Origin of the sequence: Parasaccharibacter sp. TMW 2.1891 (assembly GCF_023337675.1) — a bacterium.
GTDB lineage: Bacteria > Pseudomonadota > Alphaproteobacteria > Acetobacterales > Acetobacteraceae > Bombella > Bombella apis.
Window position 1 is genome coordinate 518,753 of record NZ_QORT01000001.1, and the last position, 23,178, is coordinate 541,930.

General features: G+C 62.3%; 19 protein-coding genes. 16 read left to right on the forward strand and 3 right to left on the reverse strand.

Annotated features, from left to right (window positions below; all coding sequences use genetic code 11):
- Positions 1 to 12: 12 nt before the first annotated feature.
- Positions 13 to 348: an iron-sulfur cluster assembly accessory protein gene (locus DTJ15_RS02220; RefSeq protein WP_248630389.1), complete on the reverse strand. Its 336-nt coding sequence runs from the start codon at positions 346 to 348 to the stop codon at positions 13 to 15.
- Positions 349 to 493: 145 nt separating this feature from the next.
- Between DTJ15_RS02220 and DTJ15_RS02225 the strand changes: the two genes are divergently transcribed.
- The 9 genes from DTJ15_RS02225 to DTJ15_RS02265 all read left to right on the forward strand — a co-directional run bounded on the left by DTJ15_RS02225 (position 494) and on the right by DTJ15_RS02265 (position 10,436).
- Positions 494 to 1,669 carry a deoxyguanosinetriphosphate triphosphohydrolase gene (locus DTJ15_RS02225; protein ID WP_081562981.1) on the forward strand — a complete coding sequence of 392 codons (1,176 nt, stop codon included), beginning with the start codon at positions 494 to 496 and terminating at the stop codon, positions 1,667 to 1,669.
- Positions 1,670 to 1,849: 180 nt separating this feature from the next.
- Positions 1,850 to 3,661 carry an arginine--tRNA ligase gene (gene argS / locus DTJ15_RS02230; protein WP_408902164.1) on the forward strand — a complete coding sequence of 604 codons (1,812 nt, stop codon included), beginning with the start codon at positions 1,850 to 1,852 and terminating at the stop codon, positions 3,659 to 3,661.
- A gap of 3 nt (positions 3,662 to 3,664) precedes the next feature.
- The gene (locus DTJ15_RS02235; RefSeq protein ID WP_249109312.1) at positions 3,665 to 4,843 is read left to right on the forward strand and encodes an SPOR domain-containing protein; all 1,179 of its coding nucleotides are present in this window, start codon (positions 3,665 to 3,667) and stop codon (positions 4,841 to 4,843) included.
- Between the two features lie 18 nt (positions 4,844 to 4,861).
- Complete coding sequence (locus tag DTJ15_RS02240; RefSeq protein ID WP_081562984.1) at positions 4,862 to 5,623, forward strand: ScpA family protein; 762 nt, start codon at positions 4,862 to 4,864, stop codon at positions 5,621 to 5,623.
- Positions 5,616 to 6,248 carry an SMC-Scp complex subunit ScpB gene (gene scpB, locus DTJ15_RS02245; RefSeq protein WP_249109313.1) on the forward strand — a complete coding sequence of 211 codons (633 nt, stop codon included), beginning with the start codon at positions 5,616 to 5,618 and terminating at the stop codon, positions 6,246 to 6,248. The genes DTJ15_RS02240 and scpB overlap by 8 nt, the downstream gene beginning before the upstream one ends.
- Positions 6,249 to 6,264: 16 nt before the next feature.
- Positions 6,265 to 6,888 (forward strand): Sec-independent protein translocase protein TatB, encoded by a 624-nt coding sequence (gene tatB, locus DTJ15_RS02250; RefSeq protein ID WP_052349119.1) that lies wholly within the window; start codon positions 6,265 to 6,267, stop codon positions 6,886 to 6,888.
- Positions 6,889 to 7,006: 118 nt separating this feature from the next.
- Positions 7,007 to 7,789 carry a twin-arginine translocase subunit TatC gene (tatC, locus tag DTJ15_RS02255; RefSeq protein WP_043561487.1) on the forward strand — a complete coding sequence of 261 codons (783 nt, stop codon included), beginning with the start codon at positions 7,007 to 7,009 and terminating at the stop codon, positions 7,787 to 7,789.
- Positions 7,790 to 7,868: 79 nt separating this feature from the next.
- On the forward strand, positions 7,869 to 9,134 hold the full coding sequence (gene serS, locus DTJ15_RS02260; RefSeq protein ID WP_249109314.1) for a serine--tRNA ligase: 1,266 nt from the start codon (positions 7,869 to 7,871) through the stop codon (positions 9,132 to 9,134).
- 195 nt (positions 9,135 to 9,329) lie between these two features.
- Positions 9,330 to 10,436, forward strand: coding sequence for a hypothetical protein (locus DTJ15_RS02265; protein WP_052349118.1), 1,107 nt, complete (start codon positions 9,330 to 9,332; stop codon positions 10,434 to 10,436).
- A gap of 69 nt (positions 10,437 to 10,505) precedes the next feature.
- Here the strand turns inward: DTJ15_RS02265 and DTJ15_RS02270 are convergent, their stop codons facing one another.
- Entirely contained in the window at positions 10,506 to 12,992 is a 2,487-nt protein-coding gene (locus DTJ15_RS02270; protein WP_249109315.1) for a helicase-related protein, read from the reverse strand.
- Between the two features lie 194 nt (positions 12,993 to 13,186).
- Between DTJ15_RS02270 and DTJ15_RS02275 the strand changes: the two genes are divergently transcribed.
- From DTJ15_RS02275 to DTJ15_RS02285, 3 genes are all read left to right on the forward strand, one after another.
- A complete protein-coding gene (locus DTJ15_RS02275) occupies positions 13,187 to 14,080 on the forward strand; it encodes a ferredoxin--NADP reductase (protein WP_081562988.1) in 894 nt (297 codons plus the stop codon).
- A gap of 203 nt (positions 14,081 to 14,283) precedes the next feature.
- Positions 14,284 to 15,675 carry a glutathione-disulfide reductase gene (gorA, locus tag DTJ15_RS02280; RefSeq protein ID WP_043560748.1) on the forward strand — a complete coding sequence of 464 codons (1,392 nt, stop codon included), beginning with the start codon at positions 14,284 to 14,286 and terminating at the stop codon, positions 15,673 to 15,675.
- A 28-nt stretch (positions 15,676 to 15,703) separates the two neighbouring features.
- On the forward strand, positions 15,704 to 17,797 hold the full coding sequence (locus DTJ15_RS02285; RefSeq protein WP_081562990.1) for an FUSC family protein: 2,094 nt from the start codon (positions 15,704 to 15,706) through the stop codon (positions 17,795 to 17,797).
- A 76-nt stretch (positions 17,798 to 17,873) separates the two neighbouring features.
- Here the strand turns inward: DTJ15_RS02285 and DTJ15_RS02290 are convergent, their stop codons facing one another.
- Entirely contained in the window at positions 17,874 to 18,320 is a 447-nt protein-coding gene (locus tag DTJ15_RS02290) for a hypothetical protein (protein WP_043560745.1), read from the reverse strand.
- A gap of 286 nt (positions 18,321 to 18,606) precedes the next feature.
- Here DTJ15_RS02290 and DTJ15_RS02295 point away from each other — a divergent pair, with 286 nt between their 5' ends.
- From DTJ15_RS02295 to gltX, 4 genes are all read left to right on the forward strand, one after another.
- On the forward strand, positions 18,607 to 19,986 hold the full coding sequence (locus DTJ15_RS02295) for a class II 3-deoxy-7-phosphoheptulonate synthase (protein ID WP_043560743.1): 1,380 nt from the start codon (positions 18,607 to 18,609) through the stop codon (positions 19,984 to 19,986).
- A gap of 59 nt (positions 19,987 to 20,045) precedes the next feature.
- The gene (locus DTJ15_RS02300; protein WP_086431121.1) at positions 20,046 to 21,221 is read left to right on the forward strand and encodes a nicotinate phosphoribosyltransferase; all 1,176 of its coding nucleotides are present in this window, start codon (positions 20,046 to 20,048) and stop codon (positions 21,219 to 21,221) included.
- 107 nt (positions 21,222 to 21,328) lie between these two features.
- Entirely contained in the window at positions 21,329 to 21,778 is a 450-nt protein-coding gene (locus DTJ15_RS02305; RefSeq protein ID WP_043561474.1) for a hypothetical protein, read from the forward strand.
- Between the two features lie 60 nt (positions 21,779 to 21,838).
- Positions 21,839 to 23,176 carry a glutamate--tRNA ligase gene (gene gltX / locus DTJ15_RS02310; protein ID WP_086431120.1) on the forward strand — a complete coding sequence of 446 codons (1,338 nt, stop codon included), beginning with the start codon at positions 21,839 to 21,841 and terminating at the stop codon, positions 23,174 to 23,176.
- Positions 23,177 to 23,178: the final 2 nt, after the last annotated feature.

Here is a 23,178-nt window from a genome sequence, read left to right on the forward strand (position 1 = left end):
CAGAGTGAAAAGTCAGGCGAGGGAGAAGCTGCTGCCACACCCGCAGGATGAGGCGGCATTGGGGTTGTTGACGGTGAAATGGGCACCCATCAGCTTGTCGATGAAGTCCAGCTCGGCCCCTTCCAGAAGGTCGAAGCTGACGGGGTCGATGAACACGCGGGCCCCGTCCTTTTCGATCAGATGGTCACCAACCTTTTTCTCCCGCACCAGTTTGAACTGGTACTGGAAGCCATTGCATCCTCCGGCGAGAACGGACACACGCAGGGCCATGCCGTCCGGTTCGGACTGCTGGCTGATGATCTCTGCAATGCGGGCAGCTGCCGCCCCTGAAATGCTAAAATCGGCCACGGACAATCTCCATAATCATCACAAAATTTCACGCCATTGCAGCATACATGGCGGAGAGATGTTGACACTATAAGGCCGGCCGCCAAGAATCGAAACCGGAAAGGCTGTATGCTTCGTGCGGCCCGCTCGGATATGGGGATGGCAGATGGAAATGGCCAGATACGCAGTGCAGCGGCAGGGTGCCCGTGGGCGTCAGTTTGCCGAGGAGGAAAGCCGCACCCGCACGCCGTGGCAGCGGGACAGGGACAGGGTGCTTCATTCATCCGGTTTCCGCCAGCTGCAGTACAAGACGCAGGTCTTCCTCAATCACGAGGGGGATTTCTTCCGTACCCGCCTGACCCATTCGCTGGAAGTTGCCCAGATTTCCCGTTCCATTGCCCGGACACTCGGTGTCAACGAGGACCTTGCGGAGGTGATCGCCCTGGCGCATGACCTTGGCCATACGCCTTTCGGTCATGCCGGTGAGGATGCGTTGCAGGCCGCCATGAAGGACTGGGGCGGGTTCGACCACAATATCCAGTCCCTCCGGCAGGTCACCGAGATCGAGGCCCGCTATCATGGTTTCGACGGCCTCAACCTGACATGGGAAACGCTGGAGGGGCTGGCGAAACATCACGGGCCTGTCCGCCGTCCTGCACCGTGGCTGGCCAGTTTTGATGGGCGCTACCCGCTGGAACTCTCCAGCCATGCCTCCGTGGAAGCGCAGATCGCCGCCATCTGTGACGACGTGGCCTATCACGGGCATGACCTTGATGATGGTCTCCGTGCCGGTCTTCTGAGTTTTGAGGACATCGAGGCGGTTCCCCTGCTGAAAACCTGCCTCGAGGAGGCCCGGTCTCTGAACTGGTCAGGGCATGGAGCGTTCGACCGTGACCAGCGCATCCGTCATGAAACGGTCCGGCGTGTCATCAATCGGCTCGTCAGCGACCTGATTGAACAGAGCCGGAAAGCTCTGGATGAGCTGAAGCCGCAGAATGCCGATGACGTACGCCATGCGGGTCGTGCCATCGTCGAATTTTCTCCGGAAATGGCAGACCGGAACAAGGAAATCCGCACATTCCTTCACGCCCGGATGTATCGCCACTGGCGTGTCCGGCGGATGACCCGCAAGGCCCGCATCGCTCTGGCCGACATATGTGCCATTCTGGGGGATGAGCCGGAACTTCTGCCCACGCCCTGGCAGGAGCTGGCCCTGGAGCGGCGACGTGCAGGCAACGAGGCTGCTGCACGTCGTGTCGTGGCTGATTATATTGCCGGGATGACAGACCGTTTCGCCATGGAGGAACATCGCCGCCTGATGGACCTGTCCGTTCTGGGGTAAGAGGTTGCAAGAATCGCCTGTTCTGGCAGCGAGTGCCTGCTGGGCTGTTTCAAAAAGAGGCGGTGGCTTTTATAGTGGCACGGAACAAGGATGGCAGGCAGTTCTGGTGGCCTGTCATGTAGTGGATCATGACCCCCTTTCAGGGGATTTTGACAGGTTGGATAGAGAAAGTTGCAGAATATGGCCGGCATTGCCCCGACAGCATCATCCCCGGATTGTCTTTTCGCCATCATGCGGGAGAAGGTCGTAACAGCTCTCAAGGCCGTTCTGCCAGACCTGCCGGACGATGTCGCAGCCCGGGTGGAGGTCACGCCTCCCCGTGATGCCGCCCATGGGGACATGGCCACCAATGCCGCCCTGCTGGCCGCCAAGCCCGCAAAGCGCAAGCCGTTCGAAATCGCCAGGGAGCTGGTGGCCGAGCTGGCCACCCTGCCGGAGATCGCCCATGTGGAGATGGCCGGTCCGGGCTTCGTGAACATGACGCTGAAGCCGGAGCTGTTCCACGATGTCGCCCGGGCCGTGCTGAAGCGTGGGGCCGCCTATGGGCGGTCCACCCTCGGGGCGGGGCGCCGTGCCAATGTGGAATATGTGTCCGCCAACCCGACAGGCCCGATGCATGTCGGTCATTGCCGTGGTGCTGTTGTGGGGGATGCGCTGGCCAACCTGCTGGAGGCGGCAGGTTTCAGGGTTACACGGGAGTATTATGTCAATGATGCCGGGGCACAGGTCATCGCCCTGACATGGGCCGCCTACTGGCGCTACCTTCAGGCCATCGGTACGGATATTCCTGCCGAGGAATTCGGAGAGCTGGCACCCAGCGGACTGCAATATCAGGGTGAGTATCTCATTGCCGTCGGGCAGGCACTGGCCGAAAAGCATGGCCGCTCCCTCGCATCCGCCGATGGTGGCGTGGCCCCGGTAGACACATGGTTCGGGACCGTCCGTGCGGAAGCCCTTGAGCACATGATGGGCATGATCCGGGATGACCTTGCCGCTCTGGGTATCCATCACGAGATTTTCAGCAGCGAGGCCGAAGTGCTGAAGAGCGGCGAGGTTGATGCCGCCATTGCCAGCCTTGAGACGCGTGGCCTGCTTTACGAAGGCGTGCTGGAGCCCCCCAAGGGCAAGAAGCTGGAAGACTGGGAAGCCCGCCCGCAGACGCTGTTCCGTTCCACCGAATTCGGTGACGATCAGGACCGTGCCCTGCGGAAGTCTGACGGGTCCAACACCTACTTCGCCAATGATGTCGGCTATCACGCCCGCAAGGCGTCCCGCTCCGATCTGCTGATCGATGTTCTGGGAGCTGACCATGGCGGGTATGTCTCCCGCATGAGGGCTGCCGTCGCCGCCCTGACGGAAGGGAAGACGGATTTTGAGGTCGTCATGTGCCAGATCGTCCGTGTGGTGAAGGACGGTGAGCCGGTGCGCATGTCCAAGCGGGCCGGGACCTTCGTCACGCTGCGGGATCTGATTGATGAGGTGGGCCGGGATGCCGTGCGCTTCACCATGCTGACCCGCAAGGCCGATGCGCAGATGGAGTTCGATCTGAACGCCGTCGTGGCGCAGACCCGGGACAACCCGGTCTTCTACGTCAACTATGCCCATGCACGCTGCCGGTCCGTCCTGCGGTTGGGAGAAGAAACCTATGGTGCCGCCGCCGTGACGGACGAGGCGCTCGCCGGGCAGGACCTGTCCATCCTGACAGCGGATGAGGAGCTGGCCGTCCTGCGCCGCATTGCCAGCCTGCCACGGCAGGTCGAGGCTGCCGCTCTTGCCCGGGAGCCGCACCGCATCGCCACATACTGCATCGATCTGGCATCGGACTTCCATGCGCTCTGGAACCGGGGGCGTGAGGAAACCAGCCTGCGTTTCATCCAGGATGATGCACCGGAGGCCAGCAAGGCCCGGCTGGCCCTCGTGGCCGCCATTGCCTCAACATTGCGGATCGGCCTTGGCATCCTTGGTGTCGAAGCCGTAGAGGAGCTGCGCTGAACCATGTCCATGCCGGACGATCACCATAACGACATAGCGCCCCCTCAGGCTGATGACCGCCTGGGGGGAGGAAGCCGCAGGCCGCCCCGCAGTCGCCCTGATGAATCTCGGGGAGAACGGGCCGAGGTACGGTCAGGCCTGCTGGCGTCGCTCATGGGGGGGCAGTCCGGCACACGGGGATTGATGCTGCTTGGCGTGATCGGGGCTGCGCTGCTGCTGGGGATTGGTGGGGTCTGGAGCTGGATGGCCAGCCATCATCCGTCTGGTGTTCCGGTCATCGGTCCGCCACCTTACCCTGTGAAGGATCGTCCGGCTGATCCGGGTGGCATGATGGTCATGGGTGATGACACCACGAAGAGCGATGTGACCGGTCGTGGAGCCGTGCATCTGGCTCCCCCGCCTGAACAGCCGGATGCCAGCCTGCTGGCCGGTCGTCTGGCACCGTCCGCCTCCGGGCCCGGGGCAGGAGAAGCGGCCCAGAAGGTAGCGTCTGCCAATAGCGGACCGGCAGGGGATGCAGTGTCGCCCGGGAAACAGGTGGCTGCCCCCGGAGGGGACGCGGATGCTGGAAAAGGTGGCGTGACCCAGGGCGGGGACATCCAGAGCACGTCCCTGCCGCCAGATGATACGGCGGATCAGACGGCAAAGGGAGATGTGGCGGATAAGGGGGCGTCCTCAGCCACAGTGTCCGCGCCGAAGAAGCGTGAGCCATCATCCGATGCTGGGGATGAGGCCGATGAGGCGGACAACAGCCCGGATGAGGCCAGCAGCAGGGTGGAGACGCCAAAGCGGAAGACACCGCCGGCCCGCAAGGCTGCTGGGGATGATGTGTCTGATGGGGCGTTGCCGCCGCCTGTACCCGCCCGGGCAAAGCCTGCCACCCCGATGGTGTCTTCTGAGGGACCCCGCAGAAAGGCTGCTGAAACAGGTGCGGCAGGGCGGTATGAGGTCCAGCTTGCTGCTCTGGCCAGTGAGGATCAGGCCCGGCAGGAATGGAGCCGCCTGCGCCACAGGCTGCCCGACCTTCTGGGAGGGTATGATCCGGTCTACCGGAAGGTGGAACGGGACGGGAAAACCTTCATTCGGCTGCGCATAGGCGGGTTCGAAGACAGGGCGGCGGCACGCCAGCTCTGTGTCCGGCTGCATGCACAGGCACAGGCCTGCGCCGTGGCGACGAACTGATCGTGGCGGCATCAGCCAGTGAGTGACGCATTGCATCTCGTGCTGGAGGGATTCGAGGGACCGCTGGACCTTCTGCTTGACCTTGCACGTTCCCAGAAGGTGGACCTCCAGCAGATTTCCATTCTCCAGCTCAGTGAGCAGTATCTGGAGGTTGTGGAGCGGGCCCGGCAGGGGGCGGCGGCCCTGCGGCTGGAAATTGCGGCGGACTGGCTCGTCATGGCAGCCTGGCTGGCGTGGCTGAAGTCCCGCCTTCTTCTGCCCTCGGCCGAGCAGGATGATGAAGCGGAGGATGCTGCGGGCCAGCTGCATGAGCGGTTGATCGACCTGGAGCAGATGCACCGGGCGGCCGCCTGGCTGGAGGAACAGCCACGGCTGGGACGGGATGTTTTCGCCCGGGCCGAGGCGGAAAATCACACACGGATTGAAATGGCACCGCTGAAGGGGGATGTGCCGTCCCTTGTTCTGGCCTATCTGGCGGCACGGCGGCGGGGAGGGCGCAAGCGGACCTATTCCCCCCGTGTGGCACGGTACTGGAGTGCCCAGCAGGCGCGGGAGGCTCTGGCCCGCCTGCTGGGGCGCAGGCGGGTGGCAGGCTGGCAGTCCCTGACAGATGTTCTGCCAGAGCTGATGGAAGGTGGAGCGCTGGAGAAGCGGGCTGCTTTGGCCGGTGCCCTGATGGCCGGGCTGGAAATGGCTCGTGGCGGCAGGCTGGAGCTGCGGCAGGACAGGGCCTTCGGCACTATTGAATGGCGGGAAAGAGAGGAGACCGGGCATGAATGAGAGAGGGCCAGCCTTTCAGGAGCTCCCGCCGGACATGGCCGGGCAGGATGAGTTTGCCAGAGCTGTAAGCCTCGTGGAGGCTCTGCTTTTTGCCAGTGCAGGGCCGGTGACGGCCAGCAGCATTGTGGGGCTTCTGCGGGAGCAGGGGCTGGAGGCACAGGCCGACAGTCCGGGTGCCGTGCTGGATGGGGTAGCCCAGCGGTACAGGGGCCATGCGGTGGAGCTTCAGGCCATTTCCGGTGGCTGGCAGTTTCGGACGAGAGCCGTGTTCGGCCCGGCTCTGGCACGGGTGATCGAGCGGCCGAGACGGCTGAGCCAGGGGACACTGGAGGCTCTGGCCATCGTGGCCTATCACCAGCCCTGCACTCGGGTGGAGATCGAGACGATCCGCGGGGTCCGGCTGGGGCAGAGCATTCTTGATACATTGCTGGAGGAAGGGCTGATCACGCCCAAGGGTCGCAAGGAGGTACCGGGCCGTCCCGTACTGTGGGGAACGACGCCCCAGTTCCTGAAACTGTTTGGCCTTGCAAGCCTTGCAGACCTGCCCCGTAGGGAGGAATTGCTTTTCGAGCCTTCTTCCGATGGGGCGGGAACTGGGCTAGAAGACACCATACAGCCTTCATGAGGGGAGATGGCCACCGATGTTCGACCTGAGCTGGACAGAAATTGCCCTTCTGGTGATCGTGGCCCTCGTCTGCATTGGCCCCAAGGACCTTCCGGTAGCCATGCGGACCCTGTCCAGAGCCATAAAGGGCATCCGTCGGTTGGGGGCAGAGTTCCAGCAGCATATTGATGAGATGGTCAAGGAGGCGGATCTCAGCGAGGCGAGGGACCAGCTGCGGGAGATCAGGCAGTTCAGCCCACGGGAGCAGCTGCGCAGGGCCATTGACCCGGACCGCTCGCTGGACAGGCAGCTGGATGTTGGGCGGCAGGAAGGGATGCCCATGGCGCCTCCACCGCCACCACCACCACCTCCACCACCGCCCGCACCGGGCAGTGAGGAGTTGGGGGGCTCCCGGTCCCATGTTCCCCCCGCCCAGCCTCATAACGCCCGTATGCAGGCACAGGCAGAAGCGCTGGAGCGTGCCCCGGCCATCCTTCCTCCGACAACAGCCCTGCGGTTGATCGAGGAATCCCGTTATTGGCACCGTCCGGCATTTCTTCCGCCGGAGATTGCCCTGCATAATGGTCGTCGTGCGGCCATCCTGACAGCAGCCCAGCCCTCTGAGAGCATGAAAGGAGAGCCGCAGCATGGTTCAGCCTGAGACATCCGGTGATACGGCACGGACACCCGCCCAGCAGGTGGAGCAGCCTGCTGGGGCGCCGGGGGGCGGAACGGTGCCAGGGCAGGCGCAGGAGCGCAGCGTGGCCGGTGATACGCCCATGCCCCTGCTTGATCATCTGATGGAACTGCGGCGGCGGCTCATCTGGTCTCTGGCAACCTTTGTGGTGGCCTTTCTCGTCTGCTATCATTTTTCCGGCGAGATATACCGGTTTCTGGCGGCGCCTCTGGCCAGCATCATGCGGCAGAAGGGCGAGCAGCCGCATCTCATCTATACCGCCCTGTACGAGGCTTTCTTCACCTATGTGCGTGTGGCCGTGTTCGGGGCGTTCTTTCTGTCTTTTCCCATGATGGCCATCCAGGCATGGATATTCATTGCGCCGGGTCTGTACCGCAATGAGAAGAAGGCGTTCGCCCCGTTCCTGATCGCCACGCCGCTGCTGTTTCTGGCCGGGGCGGCGCTGGCCTATTATCTGGTCTTCCCGTTTGCGTGGAAGTTCTTCCTGTCCTTCCAGCAGCTTGGTGGTGAGAACCAGATGGGGATTGAACTTCAGGCCCGCGTGTCGGAATATCTGAATCTGGTCACGAAGATGATCATGGCCTTTGGCATCTGTTTCGAGCTGCCTGTGGTGCTGACCCTTCTGGTCCGGGCCGGACTGGTGGGTACGGCCCTGCTGCGGCGCATCCGCCGTTATGCCTATGTAGGTGCCTTCGCCATTGCGGCGGTCATCGCCCCGCCGGATGCCATCACCATGCTTGGGCTGGCCATACCGCTGGTCGGGCTGTACGAGGTGTCCATCCTTGCCGCCCGCATGGTCGAGCCGAAGCCGGTTACGGCCGATGACGATGATGAGGCCCTGCCCGAGCGTGGGGACGCCGCCTGAAGGCGACATTTCCCCGGCAGGGGAAACTGGTATAGACAGACCCTGACAGTTGTAGAGACCCAGCGGAGTATCCCGACCCATGCATGACCTCAAAGCCCTACGTGCAGACCCCGCCGCTTTTGATGCCGCCCTTGCCCGTCGTGGCCTGCCCGCCGTGGCTGAATCCCTCGTGAAGGAGGATGAGCAGCGCCGTGCCGCCCTGGCCGAGTTGCAGGAGGCACAGGGACAGAGAAAAGGGCTGGCCAAGGAAATCGGACAGGCCAAGCGCAAGGGTGAGGATACGGCTGGGATTGAGGCTCGTGGTGCCGCCCTGCGGGACCAGATCGCCACGCTGGAAGCCCGGGCCAATGAGATACAGAAGCGTATTGATGACGTTCTCCAGAGCCTGCCGAACCAGCTGGATGCAAACGTGCCTGATGGCCGGGATGAAAACGACAATGTGGTCGTGCATCAGCGGGGGGAGGTGCCGTCCTTCGCTTTCGAGGCGAAGCAGCATTTCGAGCTGGGCGAGGCTCTGGGCATGATGGACTTCCCCTCCGCGGGAAAAATTGCCGGGTCCCGCTTCGTGATGCTGCGGGGCGCCCTGGCCCGGCTGGAGCGGGCACTGGGGCAGTTCATGCTGGATACCCATACGGGTGAATTCGGTTATGAGGAAGTGACTGTCCCTCTGCTCGTCAATGATGCAGCCATGTATGGCACGGACAAGCTGCCGAAATTTGCCGAGGATTCCTTCCATACCGATGATGGCCGCTGGCTGATCCCGACCGGTGAAGTGCCGCTGACGGCCTCCGTCATGGGGGACATCCTGCCCGCCGAGAGCCTGCCACGCCGCATGACGACCCTTTCCACCTGTTTCCGGTCCGAGGCCGGGTCGGCAGGGCGGGACGTGCGGGGGATGCTCCGTCAGCATCAGTTTACCAAATGTGAGCTTGTGTCCGTTGTGGCACCAGAGGAGAGCGAGGCGGAGCATGAGCGCATGACCCGTGCTGCCGAAACGGTGTTGGAAAGGCTGGGCCTGCCCTTCCGCCGGGTGCTGCTCTGTGCCGGGGATACGGGCTTTGGTGCGGCAAAGACGTACGATCTGGAAGCCTGGCTGCCGGGGCAGAAGGCATGGCGTGAGGTGTCGTCCTGCTCCAACACGAGGGACTTTCAGGCCCGCCGCATGAATGCCCGGATGCGCCGGGAGAAGACGACGGTTTTCGTCCATACCCTCAACGGCTCCGGCCTTGCTGTGGGCCGGGTCATGATCGCCCTGATGGAAGTCCACCAGCAGGAAGATGGCAGCATCAGGGTGCCGGAGGTTCTGCGCCACTACATGGGTGGTCTGGACGTCATCCGGGCTTGAAAAAGCAGGAGGGATCATCCGTATCGGCTGGGATATGGATGATTGCCTGATGGTGCTTGAGGCCTGAAAAATATTTCCATTGAGTCATGAGCCTGCTTGCTGGTCAGTGGCGGGGGGCCTGTGATAGATGTCGTGGACTTGATCATGTGCAGGCGGCATGGACGCTCTGGCATATTTTGTTTTTCAGGATAACTCATGACACTGCTTCGTTCTCTGGGATGTGCCTTTGCTGTGGGTACATTGGCCCTGTCTGCCTGCTCATCATCTATCGGGCCGCACAACATGCGGCGCGACCGGCTGGATTATGAGAAGGAGATGAGTCGGCAGCAGAATCAGGAGATGCTCTTCAACATCGTGCAGCTCCGCTATTCCCTGTCACCTACATTGATCGAACCGACACAGATCATCTCGGCCTATACGGCAGAGACGAATACCAGTGCGAACATCAGCGGTACGCCCTGGATTCAGGGTGCCGGGGGAACACTGGGCGGTTCGCTGGGCTATTCCTATAGTGACAGCCCGACGGTGACGTATCAGCCGGTTTCCGGGATGCAGTTCTCGGTCAACATCCTGCGGCCCATCTCACCGCAGACGCTTCTGCCGCTGATTTCCAGCGGTCTGCCGGTCGATACGCTGTTGCAGATGACGATGCAGTCCATCGGTCCAGCCAGCAACACGACCAGCACGATTGCCGGGACGGAAGGCAAGGAAGCTTCCATCCGTTTCACCTATCTGCTGCGGGCACTGCGGAAGCTCCAGGCAGGCAATGCGCTGAGTATCCGGAGCATTGCGCCGACACCGGCAACCAAGACGCAACCCGCTCAGCCAGAACGGACCTTCATCCTGCTGCCCCACAGCAGTGCGCCGGAGATTACCGAGCTTCAGGGGCAGGTGCGGCAGGCTCTCCAGCTTCCGCCGGGCTGTGAACAGGCCGAGGTCATCTATGGCCGTACGGCGGATCATCCGGGCCAGGTGGCGATGGTGACACGTTCCATGCTGTCGATCTGGGAAGACGTTGCGAGCACGATGGAAGTGCCGCAGAAGATGGTGGACAAGGGCGTGACGGCTCCTTCCGTCGTGCGTGGTCCGAACGAACCGCAGCCGGCCATCATCATTCATTGCAGTCCGGAGAAACCCAGCAACGAGCAGGCTTATACCTCCGTCGAGTATGAGGGATCATGGTACTGGATTGCCAAGGATGATCTGGCCAGCAAGCTGGCTTTTTCGATGCTCCAGTTCATTCATGCCATTGCGGAGACAGCGTCTGCCAAAGGGGCCATGGTCACCATTCCCAGCCGCTGAGGCTGACTGGCTGACCTGAAACAGGAACGGGCGTGCCTTGTGAAAGGCCCGCCCGTTTTTTGAGGTGGATTATTCCTTCCTGCGCCGTTTGTGTGGTTTTTTCTTCTCGAAGCCTCCAGCCTTGCCTCGTGGTCCCTTGGGCCGACCATGATTTTCCTGGCGCCCGGGAGGGCCAGTCCGGCGACCCTGATGGCGGCGGGAGGATTCACGCATCCGGCTCTGGGTGCGAAGAACCTGCTCGATCCATTCATCGAGAATGGCGGCGTTGCGTTCGGCAACGATGAGTTCCGGATAGTTCTCCGGGAAGCGCATGGCCAGCCACCGCCATGTGACAAGGCGGCGATGGCGTTTCTCGGCCCGTTCCAGCTCTTCCCGTCCGGCCGTGGCGGCGGCGGGGAGACGGCCCGTGCCGGGGGGGAAGATGCGCTGCCCACGGGCATGGAGGGCGGCCCATTCCACAAGGCGGGGAATCCCGTTGTCCCGTGTGTTGATCGGGCACATGGCGTAGGTCCAGCGGGTGGAGAGGTCCAGCCCGTCCACGCCTTCCAGTGTGGCGGCAATTTCCAGAGCCTGCTCCATGTCGGCAAGACGGTAATTTGGGTCATCCGGGCGGAGGACAGCCCGCTTGATGCGGGTCAGCACGCCGTAAAGGCTGTCTGATCCCATTTCCTGCGCAACGGCCTGTACGATGTCCGCATCGGGCTGGACGAGGGGGCGGAGTTCCAGCGTGGGTTCCGGCGGAGCGTCCAGCATCTGGCGGATGAAGCTGGGGCGGCCTGCCCCTTCCAGCACGCAGACCAGTCCTTCCTCATGCTTGCCGAAACGGCCTGCCCGTCCACCGATCTGTTTGACTTCCTGCGAGACAAGGTTGCGTGTCTGCCGTCCGTCATATTTGCGCAGCGTGCTGAACACCACCCGGCGGATGGAGAGGTTGAGGCCCATGCCGATGGCATCCGTCGCGATGAGGATGTCCGCTTCACCCCGGTTGAAGCGGGCGGCCTCGGCCCGGCGGACTTCCGGGCTTAGGGCACCATAGATGACGGCGACCCGGCGGTTATGGGCCATCAGTTCGGCACGGAGGTCCAGCACGTCCCGGCGGGAAAAGGCGATGAGGGCATCACCGGCCCGCAGGTCCGTCAGGGCCAGTGTTCCGGCGGGGCGGAGCGGGCTTTTGCGCTCCAGATGGATCTCATCCACCGGGTCATTGCAGAGTTCGGCAATGCGCTTGACGAGCGGGATGCAGTCCGCCGCTCCGAGGATGAAGACGTGCCGTGCCGGAACGCCCATGATGGCGGCCGTCCACGCCGCTCCCCGGTCCGGGTCGCTGAGCATCTGGGCCTCATCGATGATGGCTACGTCAACAGGGGTGCTGAAGGGGCACATCTCCACCGTGGCGGCCAGATGGCGGGCCGTGGGGTCGATGATGCGTTCTTCTCCGGTTGTCAGGGAAGCCGGAACACCCCGGCTGAGCATGGCTTCCCGGAATTCATGGGCCAGCAGCCGCAGGGGGGCGAGGGCCAGACCGCTCTCTGCCTGGGCGAGGGCCTCCAGCGCCGTGTGGGACTTGCCGGAATTGGTAGGGCCGGTCACCAGCGTGATGCGGCGTTTCAGCGCACGGGCAGTGCGGAAATGGGCGGCGAAGCGGTCCAGTGCGGCGACACGGGCGATGGCCGCATTGCCCTTGCGGGCCTGCGGGCTGTCATCATAGCCGTCACTCTCCTTCTGGCCCGTGCCACGTCGCCAGCTGTTGAGCAGGGGGCGGCATTTTTTCAGCTCTGCCGGGTCGAAATGGAAAATCTCCAGCCCGTCCGGCTGCATGTCCCGCTTGGCGACGGGGATGCGGTTCTCGGCGATCCAGCGCAGGGCTTCCCGGCGGGAGCAGTGCAGCAGGGCGGGAACCTTCTCGAAGCCGACAAGGGTGGCTTCCCAGTCCCTGATCTTCTGGAGTTCCCGTGCCCGGCGGGCTTCGGCCCTGGCCCGGATATCTTCCTGCTCCCGTGCCCGGCGTTCCTCCTCAAGGATCATCTCATCCTCGAAGCCAAGGTCCACGCCACCAAAGGCCCGGGCGATGCTGTGGGAGAGCCGTTCAATCTGCGTGCCGGAGAGGAAGGTGCCGACATCGGCAAAGTCCGCCCGCATGTCGTCCAGCACCCGCAGGGGGGTGTCTGCCATGTCCCGCCAGCGTTCTTCCAGCACGCTTTCCAGCACGGCGTTCTGGCCGTTCTCGTCAATCAGCGGATCGCTGATGCGTTCGGCCGCCAGAAGGACATCGGCCTTGCGGACCCAGACATCTCCGTTGCGATGGGCACGGTTCATCATGCCACTGGCCCAGCTGCGGCGGCGGACCTGGCAGAGCGCATGGAGCAGCTCGGCCTCGTTGATCTCCGTCTTGTCGGCTCCCAGCCGGCGGGCGACCTGCCGCAGGAGGGCGGCCCGTTCCCGTGGGGTGATGGCCAGGTGCGCCCCAAAGGCAGATTCAGCCTGTTCGAGGGCACGTTCTGCCGGGGAGGCGGGGGTGAAGGAGGAGGGATCGTGGGGCTGGGAACTGTCTGTCATGCAGGTGTTTTCAGGAGGGCAGGGCCGGGAAGTCAAGAGAAAAGGGGGCATGGCGTCCCGTTTCTGGTGACAATCGGGTAAAAGAAAGGCATGTTGTCGAACATGCCGGTCGGTGCCCCCGGTCTCCGGGTGGTGCCGTGCCCTGTTGACTGAACATGATGTGATTTTTGCATTTCTGGAGATGACGACGGATCATGAGCACGCCTTACCCCGCTGAATCCGCCCCCACACCTGTGATTGATGAGCCGTTGACCGGCCTTGTCCCCTTTGAGGGGCACGAGGGCCAGTACCGCCTTGCCGAACCGACCAAGGAATATGGTCATCTCTATCCGGCCAAGGTCCAGCAGGTCCATCACTGGACGAACCGCCTTTTCAGCTTCACCACGACTCGTGACCCCGGCCTGCGTTTCTCCAACGGCCAGTTTGCGATGATTGGCATCGAGGTGGAGGGCAAGCCGCTGCTGCGTGCCTATTCTCTTGCTTCCGCCAACTATGAGGATCAGATGGAGTTCCTCTCCATTGCCGTGGAGAATGGTCCGCTGACCTCCCGCCTGCGTCACGTCAAGGTGGGTGACACGGTGCTGATCGGCCGCAAGCCGGTGGGGACCCTGCTGCTGGACAACCTGAAGCCGGGCCGCAATCTGTATTTCCTCTCCACCGGGACAGGTCTTGCGCCGTTCCTGAGCCTCATCAAGGACCCGGACGCCTATGACCGTTATGAGAACGTGATTCTCACCCATACGGTGCGTGAGCGTGGCGAGCTGGCCTATCGTGATTACATCACGAACATCCTGCCCAAACATGAGTTCCTCGGTGAGGATGTGGCCGCCAAGCTGAAATATTATCCGGCTGTCACCCGTGAGGAGTTCCCCGTGCAGGAGCGCATCACGGCCCTGATCAATAACGGGCGCATCTTCCGTGACCTGAACATTGACGAGCTGGACCCCGAGCATGACCGCGTGATGATCTGCGGGTCCCCGGAGATGCTGGCCGATACCCAGAAGCTGCTGGAAGAGCGTGGCTTTGAGGAAGGCAACATGAGCCGTCAGGGCTCCTATGTGGTCGAAAAGGCTTTTGCCGAGCGGTAAAGGCGAGGCTGTAAAATCAGCGGACCCGTAAGCGGGCAGGTTCGAGCGGGTATGAGTAGGCGATGTGTGGCGGGGCCCCTCACGCATCGGTGAAGCCCCTCGGGCCTGCCCGTTCTGCTATCTGGTGGAAACGGGTCATGCAGGTGTGGCGATAATCAGGGCCTGTTTCCCTTGGCTGAAGGGGGAGAGGTGGGAGGAACGTTATGCAGGATTATGATCTCTTTGTGATCGGTGCGGGGTCGGGCGGGGTGCGCTGCGCCCGCATTGCAGCCCAGAATGGTGCCCGTGTGGGTATTGCCGAGCGCAGACACTGGGGTGGTACCTGTGTCAATCTGGGCTGTGTTCCCAAGAAGCTGATGGTCTATGCAGCCGAAACGGGCCGGATGATCGAGGATGCCCCGGCGTTCGGCTGGGATGTGCAGCGCCCGTCCTCCTTTGACTGGTACGGCTTCCTTGCCGCCAAGGACCGGGAAATCGAGCGGCTGAATGGCATTTATGTCTCCATGCTGGAGAAGGCCGGGATCGACCTCTACACGGGTGATGCCCGATTGCTGGATGCCAATACGCTGGAGATCGGCCCGTCCGTTCTGGCACCGGAGGCTCCGGTCCAGCGCATCCGGGCCAGGAAGATCGTGCTGGCACCCGGCTCCACCCCCGTGCGGCTGGATATTCCGGGTGCTGAGCTGGCCATCACCTCTGATGAGCTGTTCCATCTGCCCGAGCGGCCCCAGAGGGTTGCCATCATTGGCGGCGGTTATATCGGGGTGGAATTCGCCGGGATTCTGGCGGGCATGGGCTCGCAGGTGGACCTGTTCTACCGCCAGCCCCTGCCACTGCGTGGATTTGATGAGGAAGTCCGTACGCATCTCAGGGAGCTGATCGACCTGCATGGCATCACCCAGCATCCGGGCACCTCGCCGGTCCGTCTGGAGGATATTGGTGGCGGCAGGGCCGTTCGTCTGGTGATGGATGACGGGGCCTCTTACGAGGTCGATGCGGTCATCATGGCTACGGGGCGCCGGGCTGCCGTGGATTCCCTAGGGCTGGATGCCGCAGGTGTGGCGCTGGAGAAAGGACATGTCGTGGCGGGGGTGGATGGCAGGACCAATGTGCCCTCCATCTATGCCATCGGGGATGTCAGGGATCAGTACAACCTGACCCCTACTGCCATTGCGGAAGGTCACATGCTGGCCGAGCAGCTCTTCAATCCGCAGGGGCGGACATGGTCCTTCGAGACCCTGCCGAAGGCCGTCTTCTTCTCATCCCCCGTGGGTGTTGTGGGAATGAGCGAGGAAGAGGCAGCCAAAACGCATGATCTTGCCATCTATACGTCCCGCTTCACCCCCATGCGGCAGACGCTGCCCAAACGGGCAGGGAAGATACTGATGAAGCTGGTGGTGGACCGCCACAGTGATGTGGTGCTGGGTGCCCACATGGTCGGGCCGGATGCTCCTGAGATCATCCAGATGCTGGCCATTGCCGTGACGGCGAAGCTGACAAAGAAGCAGCTGGACCAGACCGTGGCCCTGCACCCCAGCACGGCAGAGGAGTTCGTGACGATGAGGACGCCCACCCGTCTGGTGGACCGCCACTGAACGGGCTGGCAGGAGGGCAGGGCGGATCATGAACTGGCTCAAGTTACAGCCGAATACCCTGAGTGCCGTTCTGTTCTCCCTGCGGACGACCATCGCCTCGCTTGTGGCGCTTGCCATCGCCTTCTGGATGGAGATGGGATCGCCCCAGTGGGCTGCCATGACGGTCTGGATCGTGGCGCAGAATTCCCGTGGGATGAGCCTTTCCAAAGGGCGCTGGCGCATTGCCGGAACCCTGCTGGGCATGGTGGGAGGCATCAGCCTGATAGCGGTAGCCCCGCAGCATCCGTGGATTTTCTTTGTGTTGCTGGCCGGCTGGGTTGGCTGGTGTACCGGCATGGCCTGCATGCTGGAGAATTTCCGGGGTTATGCCATGGTTCTGGCCGGTTATACCGGGGCCATCATTGCTGTCGGTGCTTCGGAACATCCCGATCAGGTCTTCTATATTGCCATGGCCCGCGGGTCTTACATCCTGCTGGGTGTGGTGTGTGAAATGGTGGCAGGAATGGTCACCGTGCCGGGGGCAGACCGGGTGGCCCGTACGGACCTCCAGCAGCGTATGGCTGCCCTGCTCAGCCAGACAGCCGCGGCTCTGGCCCTCATCCTGCGTCAGGACGAGAAGGGTGTGGCGGAGATGACCCGCATTCTTGGCTCGTTGCAGGGGTTCAATGATCAGCTTGAATTCATCCGTATTGATTCCCGTCATGCAGGCGAAGAGGCGGATCAGGCCTATGTGACGCTGGAGCGTGTGTCCTTCGTGCTGGCCCGTGGGGTGGGGGTCCGCTCCCGTCTTGCATCAGCACCGCACATACCGGCCCGGCTGGCAGCCGGCCTAGAACGTGTCGCCGGGGAGCTGGATGGCATCGCAGCCCTGCTCAGGCAGGACACGGCTCATGTCATGGCTGGGCTGGGCCAGCTTGAAACCATGCTCCAGGAAAATCATGACGAGCTGGAACGCTGCCTCTCCCGGGATGATGAGGATGCTCTCCAGCAGGGTATTGTTGGGGTAGGGGTGGAGATCATGCTCATTGATTTCCGCTCGGCGGTGGAGTCCCACTATGCAGGTCTGCGGAAACTGCCCGCCCTGAAACGTCATCGCATAAAACGTCAGGCGGATGGGCGGCTTGCAACCATCAACGCCATCCGGGCTGCCGTGGCCATATTGATCGGCGCCTTTGTCTGGGAGGTGACGGCATGGTCCTATGGGGGGGCTTACATGAGCCTGCTCAGCGTGGTGTGCGCCCGGTTCGCAATCATGAACAACATGATCCTGATCAGCAAATATTTCTTCTATGGGGCTGTCTGCTCCGTACTGGCCAGCATCATTCCGGTTTTCCTGGTCATGCCCATCACGTCGGACTATGCCGTTTTCGCCATACCGGTTGCCGTGCTGATGTTCCTCGGGGGGCTGGCACTGCGTATACCCGCTCTGGCAGGGGTTGCAGCGTCCTATGTCAATTTCTTTCCGTGGGTTCTAACTCTGGACAATCAGGCCAGGGTGGATGAGGTGACATGGTTCAACCAGTCACTTGCCCTGTTGCTTGCCTTGTGGAGCGGTGTGCAGGTGTTCCGCACGGTTCTGCCTTTCTCCGTGACACAGGCATGGGCACAGTTGCGGCGGCAGCTGGTCAAGGAGATTCAGAAGCTGAAAGAGCCCCTGCGGGGACGGGCCCAGACCCAACGGCTCTGGACCAACGAGACAACCCTGCGGATGGAGCAGATCATCCGTTTTGCGGGCCAGATCCCGCAGGATGAGGTTGACAGCATGATTCGTGGCACGCTGGCCGTCATGACGGTCGGGCGGAACCTGTTGACCCTGCGGGACCTTGTTGCGCTCGGGCGTCTGCCCCCAAGTGCCCTGGCCGCCGGGGAGCATATGGTCCGGGACATCATCCATCTGACTGAACAGGGGCAGGAAAGCAGCCCGATGACGGTGGAAGAGTTCACGCAGGAACAGGCCCATCTGGAAACTGTCTTCCATGGCAGTAGAGGGCTGTCCCGCCGGCGGGACCTTGCTGCCGGGATAGGCTGCCTCAGGATCATCCGCTTTGAGTATCAGACAAGCCGGACGTTCTTTCTCAGGGGGTATGGCGCCGCAGCAGGGCAGGTACTGGGGGCAGGATGAAAAAAAGCCCCGTCTCCCAGTGGGGAGACGGGGCTTTTCCGGGGGCGGGCTGACCGTTTACAGGTCTCTTTTCCCCTCAGAAACCATTGCCGCGCGGGGCGACCCAGCCATTGCCGGTAGCGTCACCCACCTGGCCACTCTGGATGGGGTTGGTATCCTGATAGGAGCTGCCGAATTTGCCGAGATTGCTGCCCGTGACAGCATCACGGTTGGAGCGGAGATGGGCCTCGTGCTCCGGGTCCGGGCCATTTTCGAACTCCGTGGAGGGAACATCCTGATAGCCCGGCGGCGGCGGACGATGCCCCCGGGCACGGAAGTGCTCACCACCTTTCACGGCGTTTTTCTGTGCCTGCTGGGCAGCCTGTTTTGAGGAGGTAGTGGCGGGGTTGTCCTGATAGGGGGTGCTGAAGTGGACCGTCTGGGCCATGGCACCCGGCATAGCAGCCGGAACAAGAGCCGCAAGACCGAGGGCAGCCGTCACGGCTGTCAGGCATCTGGAGACTGAATGAAAAGGCGAAGCCATGTGTGTTCTGTTCCTGCGTAGATGGGAAGTACTTCCTTCCCCCATATATCCTTTCAGGCGGCGGGATGATCAAGCCTTTTCAGGGTAAAATGATGAAGGAACCGCAGGGCGGTCATGGCATGGCCGCATGGGCGAAAGGAGCCGGGTTGAATATTTTGCGGCCTGCTCTACCATTCAGCGGACATTTCGGTCATAAAATCACCCACTGGAATGACAGCTCCAACCATTACGTTACGGGCGGCCCATCCCATGAGCAGGGTCGCTTCCCTTGTCGCAGGAGAACAAGATGCAGCAGTCAGACGGGCACAGCAGCACGACACAATGGTCACCGGCCAGCTGGCGCCTGCGTCCGATCCGTCAGGCCCCGACCTATGAGGATGGGGCAGCCCTTGCCGCAGTGGAAGAACGTCTGCATCGCTATCCGCCGCTCGTTTTTGGCGGGGAGGCCCGCCGCCTGAAAGAGCGTCTGGCGGCTGCCTCCCGCGGGGAGGCCTTCGTTCTTCAGGGAGGGCCTTGTGCCGAAAGTTTCGGGGAGTTCACCGGGGACATCATCCGGGATACGTTCCGTGTCCTGTTGCAGATGGCTGCCATCCTGACCTTCTCCGCCAAGGTTCCGGTCGTGAAGATCGGGCGCATGGCCGGGCAGTATGCCAAGCCCCGTTCTTCCGATGTGGAGAAGCGGGATGGCGTGGAGCTGCCCTGCTACCGTGGTGACAATGTCAATAGTCCGGAATTCACTGCCGAGGCCCGCAGGCCGGACCCGGCCCGTATGGAGATGGGCTATTTTCAGGCGGCAGGCGTGCTGAACCTGCTGCGGGCCTATTCCCGGGGCGGGTTTGCCAATCTGCATGACATCCATCGCTGGAATCTGGACTATGTCCGCAACTCCCCGCAGGGTGAGCGTTATGAGCAGCTGGCCTCCCAGGTGGAGGATACGCTGGCCTTCATGAAAGCCTGTGGCGTGGAGGACAATGCCCCGCATTACGATGAGGTGGAGTTCTATACCTCTCATGAGGCCCTGCTCCTGCCGTATGAGCAGGCTCTGGCCCGTGTGGATGAGGTGACAGGCCGCCATTATGGCCTGTCGGCCCATTTCCTCTGGATTGGCGACCGTACCCGCCAGCCGGAGGGGGCGCATGTGGAGTTCCTGCGTGGGGTGGACAACCCGATCGGCATCAAGGTCGGGCCGACCACGACCATTGAGGACCTCCAGAAACTTCTGGAAATCCTTAATCCGCAGGATGAAGCAGGCCGCATTACGCTCATTTCCCGCATGGGCCACAGCAAGGTGCGTGAGCTCCTGCCCCCGCTGCTGGAGGCCGTGCGCAGGACAGGCCGGACCGTGACATGGATATGTGACCCCATGCACGGCAACACCACCACGTCGTCCAACAAATACAAGACCCGTGCTTTCGAGCATGTTCTGGACGAGATCATGGGCTTCCTTGATGTGTTCGAGCAGGCCGGTGTGGTGCCTGGTGGTATCCATCTTGAGATGACCGGCAGCGACGTGACGGAATGTACGGGTGGTCCCCGGTGTCTGACGGATGCCGATCTGCCGACCCGGTACACGACATTCTGTGACCCGCGGCTGAATGCCGAGCAGTCTCTGGAGATCGCCTTTCAGCTTTCAGACCGGCTGAAGCGTATTTTCGGAAAACGCTGAAGGTGTCCGCCCGGCCGTAAGCGCAGGATCGGCCCAGTTCTGTCAGGGGAGACAGCGTGATGAGTTGGAAACAGACTCTCGAGCAGGCCTGCAGCCCGCAGGAGGCGTTGGATGCGCCGCAGATCGAGGGACGGACGGATGCCTATTTCCTGCGGATGCGGGACATCGTCAGCCAGTTTGGCGATTGTGAGGTCACCTATGCCGTGTTCGTCCGCCGTCCAGTCGTGGCGGCCTATGGGCTGGCCCTGCAATGGGTGCAGAATGTCGCCCGTCATCAGGGTTTTTCCGTCAGGATCACGGAGGTGCATCCAGAAGGTACATGGGTCGGAGCAGGGGATCCGCTCTTCTATCTGACAGGGTCGCTTGTTGCGCTGGCGCCGTTGGAGACGTTGCTGCTCCAGAAGACGGGTGCTGCCTGCGTGGCAGCTCATAACGCCTACCAGATGGCCCTTGCCCTGCCGAAGGTGCCTTTTCTGGCGATGGATGCCCGTCACTGTGCCGGTGGTGAGATGCAGGAGCTGATGGCCTATGCCGCTGCCGTGGGGTCACGGGCGGCACAGGCGGAAGGGGCCGTGGGCTTCATCGGCAATGCCAACCATGCCACGGCCCGTTTTTTCGGGCAGGAGCGTGGATTGGGGACCATGCCTCATGCCTTCATCGGTTATGCCGGGTCTACCCTGCGGGCGGCGGAAATGTATGTGGAGCGTTTCCCTGATGAACCTTTGACTGTGTTGGTGGACTATTTTGGGCAGGAAGTGACGGACATGCTGGAAGTCTGTCGCCGCTTTCCGGAAAGGGCCGCCGCAGGTGAGTTGAGTGTGCGGCTGGACACGCACGGAGGGCGCTTCCTCGAAGGGCTGGACCCGCAGCGTTCCTATGAGGTGCTGGAGCGGAACACGCCAGGCACCATCCGCCGCTACCGGTCGGAAAAGGAGCTGCGCTATCTGGTAGGGACGGGCGTTTCTGCGGCCGCCATCTGGCGGATGCGGGAAGCGTTGGATGAGGCAGGTTTTCCGAAGGTGAAAATTGTCGTTTCGTCCGGGTTCGGTATTTCCAAATGCATGGCCATGCATGATGCTTCTGCACCGATCGACATTGTGGGGACGGGGTCGTTCCTGCCGGATCGTTGGTCAGAAACCTACGCCACGGCTGATATTGTTTCCTACGACGGTGAGCCGAGGGTGAAGATCGGGCGTGAGTTCCTTCTTCAGAAAATTCAGGAAAGGGCCGGATGATGAATGACGAGGATAAAGAAGCCAGACGGGCTTTCATCAATGGAATCCGGGGCGGAGAAAGCGGGCAGAGTACTGAGGAAGCCGTGCAGGCAGAGGCCGAGGCAACCATGAAGCAGGATGAAGCCGGTTGGGTTGTCCGTATTCTGGATCAGTCCGGCGCCAGTGAGGGTGACGATGATGTGGTGGAAGAGGTGAAGGGCTTCTTCGACCTCGCCCACGCCAACGCTTTTGCCCGGGCTTATGTGCGGGACAGCATCGAGCGGTGCCGTGTCCCCGGTGCGGCGGATCGGGATGTGTTGCAGAGCTGGTTTGCTTTTGGCGAGAATGCCGAGGTCGTGGATGCTGGGGAAGACGGATGGAAGTCCAGCACGGAACTGGATGATTTCGTTTCCAGCCCGGCCACGCCGATGGAACGTGACTGGCGGGCACTGGACCCCCGCCGCCTCGTGAGTGACGAGGAGCTGGCCGGACCGCCTGATGAGGACGGTCAGGATGACGATGATGATGAGGCCTTCGTGGCAGAAGTCATCCGCCGCCGTCAGAACGGGCAGCAGTAAGGGACCGGGAACTGGCCCTGCAGCCATGCGTCCCATGAGAGAATGAGAACAGAGTACGGTATGAAAGTACGTTTTGCCCCTTCACCAACAGGGCATCTTCATGTTGGCAATGCCCGTCTTGCCGTGGCGAACTGGCTGTTCGCCCGTCGGCATGGTGGCCGGTTCCTGCTGCGGATGGATGATACGGATACGCAGCGTGGCAACAGTGCCTATGAGGAAGCCATCCGCCGGGACCTGACCTGGCTGGGGCTGGACTGGGACGAGTACGCCCGCCAGTCGGAACGTCTTGCCCGGTATGAGGAGGTGATCGAGCACCTCAAGGAAACGGGGCGGCTCTATCCCTGCTTTGAGAGTGAGCTGGAGCTGAAATACAAGCGGGAGCAGCGTCTGCGGGCTGGCAAGCCGCCGCTTTATGACCGTGGCATGCTGAAAATGACGGCCGAGCAGCGTGCCCGGGCGGAGGCCAACGGCAAGGTGCCGTACTGGCGTTTCAAGCTGAGCGGGGCCACCCGCCGCTGGACCGACCTCGTGATGGGGGACTGCCATGTGAAGCTGACCGCCGTTTCCGATCCTGTTCTGGTGCGGGCGGATGGCAGCATCCTCTACACGCTGGCCTCGGTGATTGATGATCTGGACATGGGCATCACCCACATCCTGCGGGGTGAGGACCATGTGACCAACACGGGCGTGCAGCTTGACCTCGCCGAGGCCCTTGGGGCGAAGGAGGGACGTTTCACCTTCGGGCATCTGCCACTGCTGCTGGGGCAGGATGGTGGCAAGCTGTCCAAGCGTCTGGGAGGGCTGGCCCTTTCCACATTGCGTAATGACGGGATCGAACCCCGTGCCCTCGTGGCCTATCTGGCCCGTCTGGGCAGTTCGGATGACCCGCAGGCTGCCTCCAGCATGGATGAGATCGTGCGCGGCTATGACATCGGCCATGTGTCCCGGTCCGCGGCCCGGTTCGATGTCCCGCAGCTGCTGGGGCTGAACCGCCGTGTCCTGCATGGCATGTCCTATGAAGAGATACGGCCTCACCTGCCGGAAGGGGCTGATGAGGCCTTCTGGCTGGCCATCCGGGGCAATATCGATCTGGCCGTGGAGATCGCTCACTGGTGGTCTGTCGTGCAGGGGGACATCGTGGCTCCGTCCCAGCCTGAAGAGGCAGGGTTTCTTCAGGAAGCAGCCCGTCTCCTGCCGGAAGGACCGTGGGATGGGACGGTCTGGAAGCGTTGGACTGACGTGCTGAAGAGTGAAACCGGCCGCAAGGGAAAGACGCTCTTCCTGCCCCTGCGTCTGGCCCTGACAGGCGAGGATGCTGGGCCTGAACTGGCAGCCCTTCTGCCGCTCATGGGGCGGGAGCGGGTCCTGCACCGTCTGCAGGATGCCATGCAGCATTGACC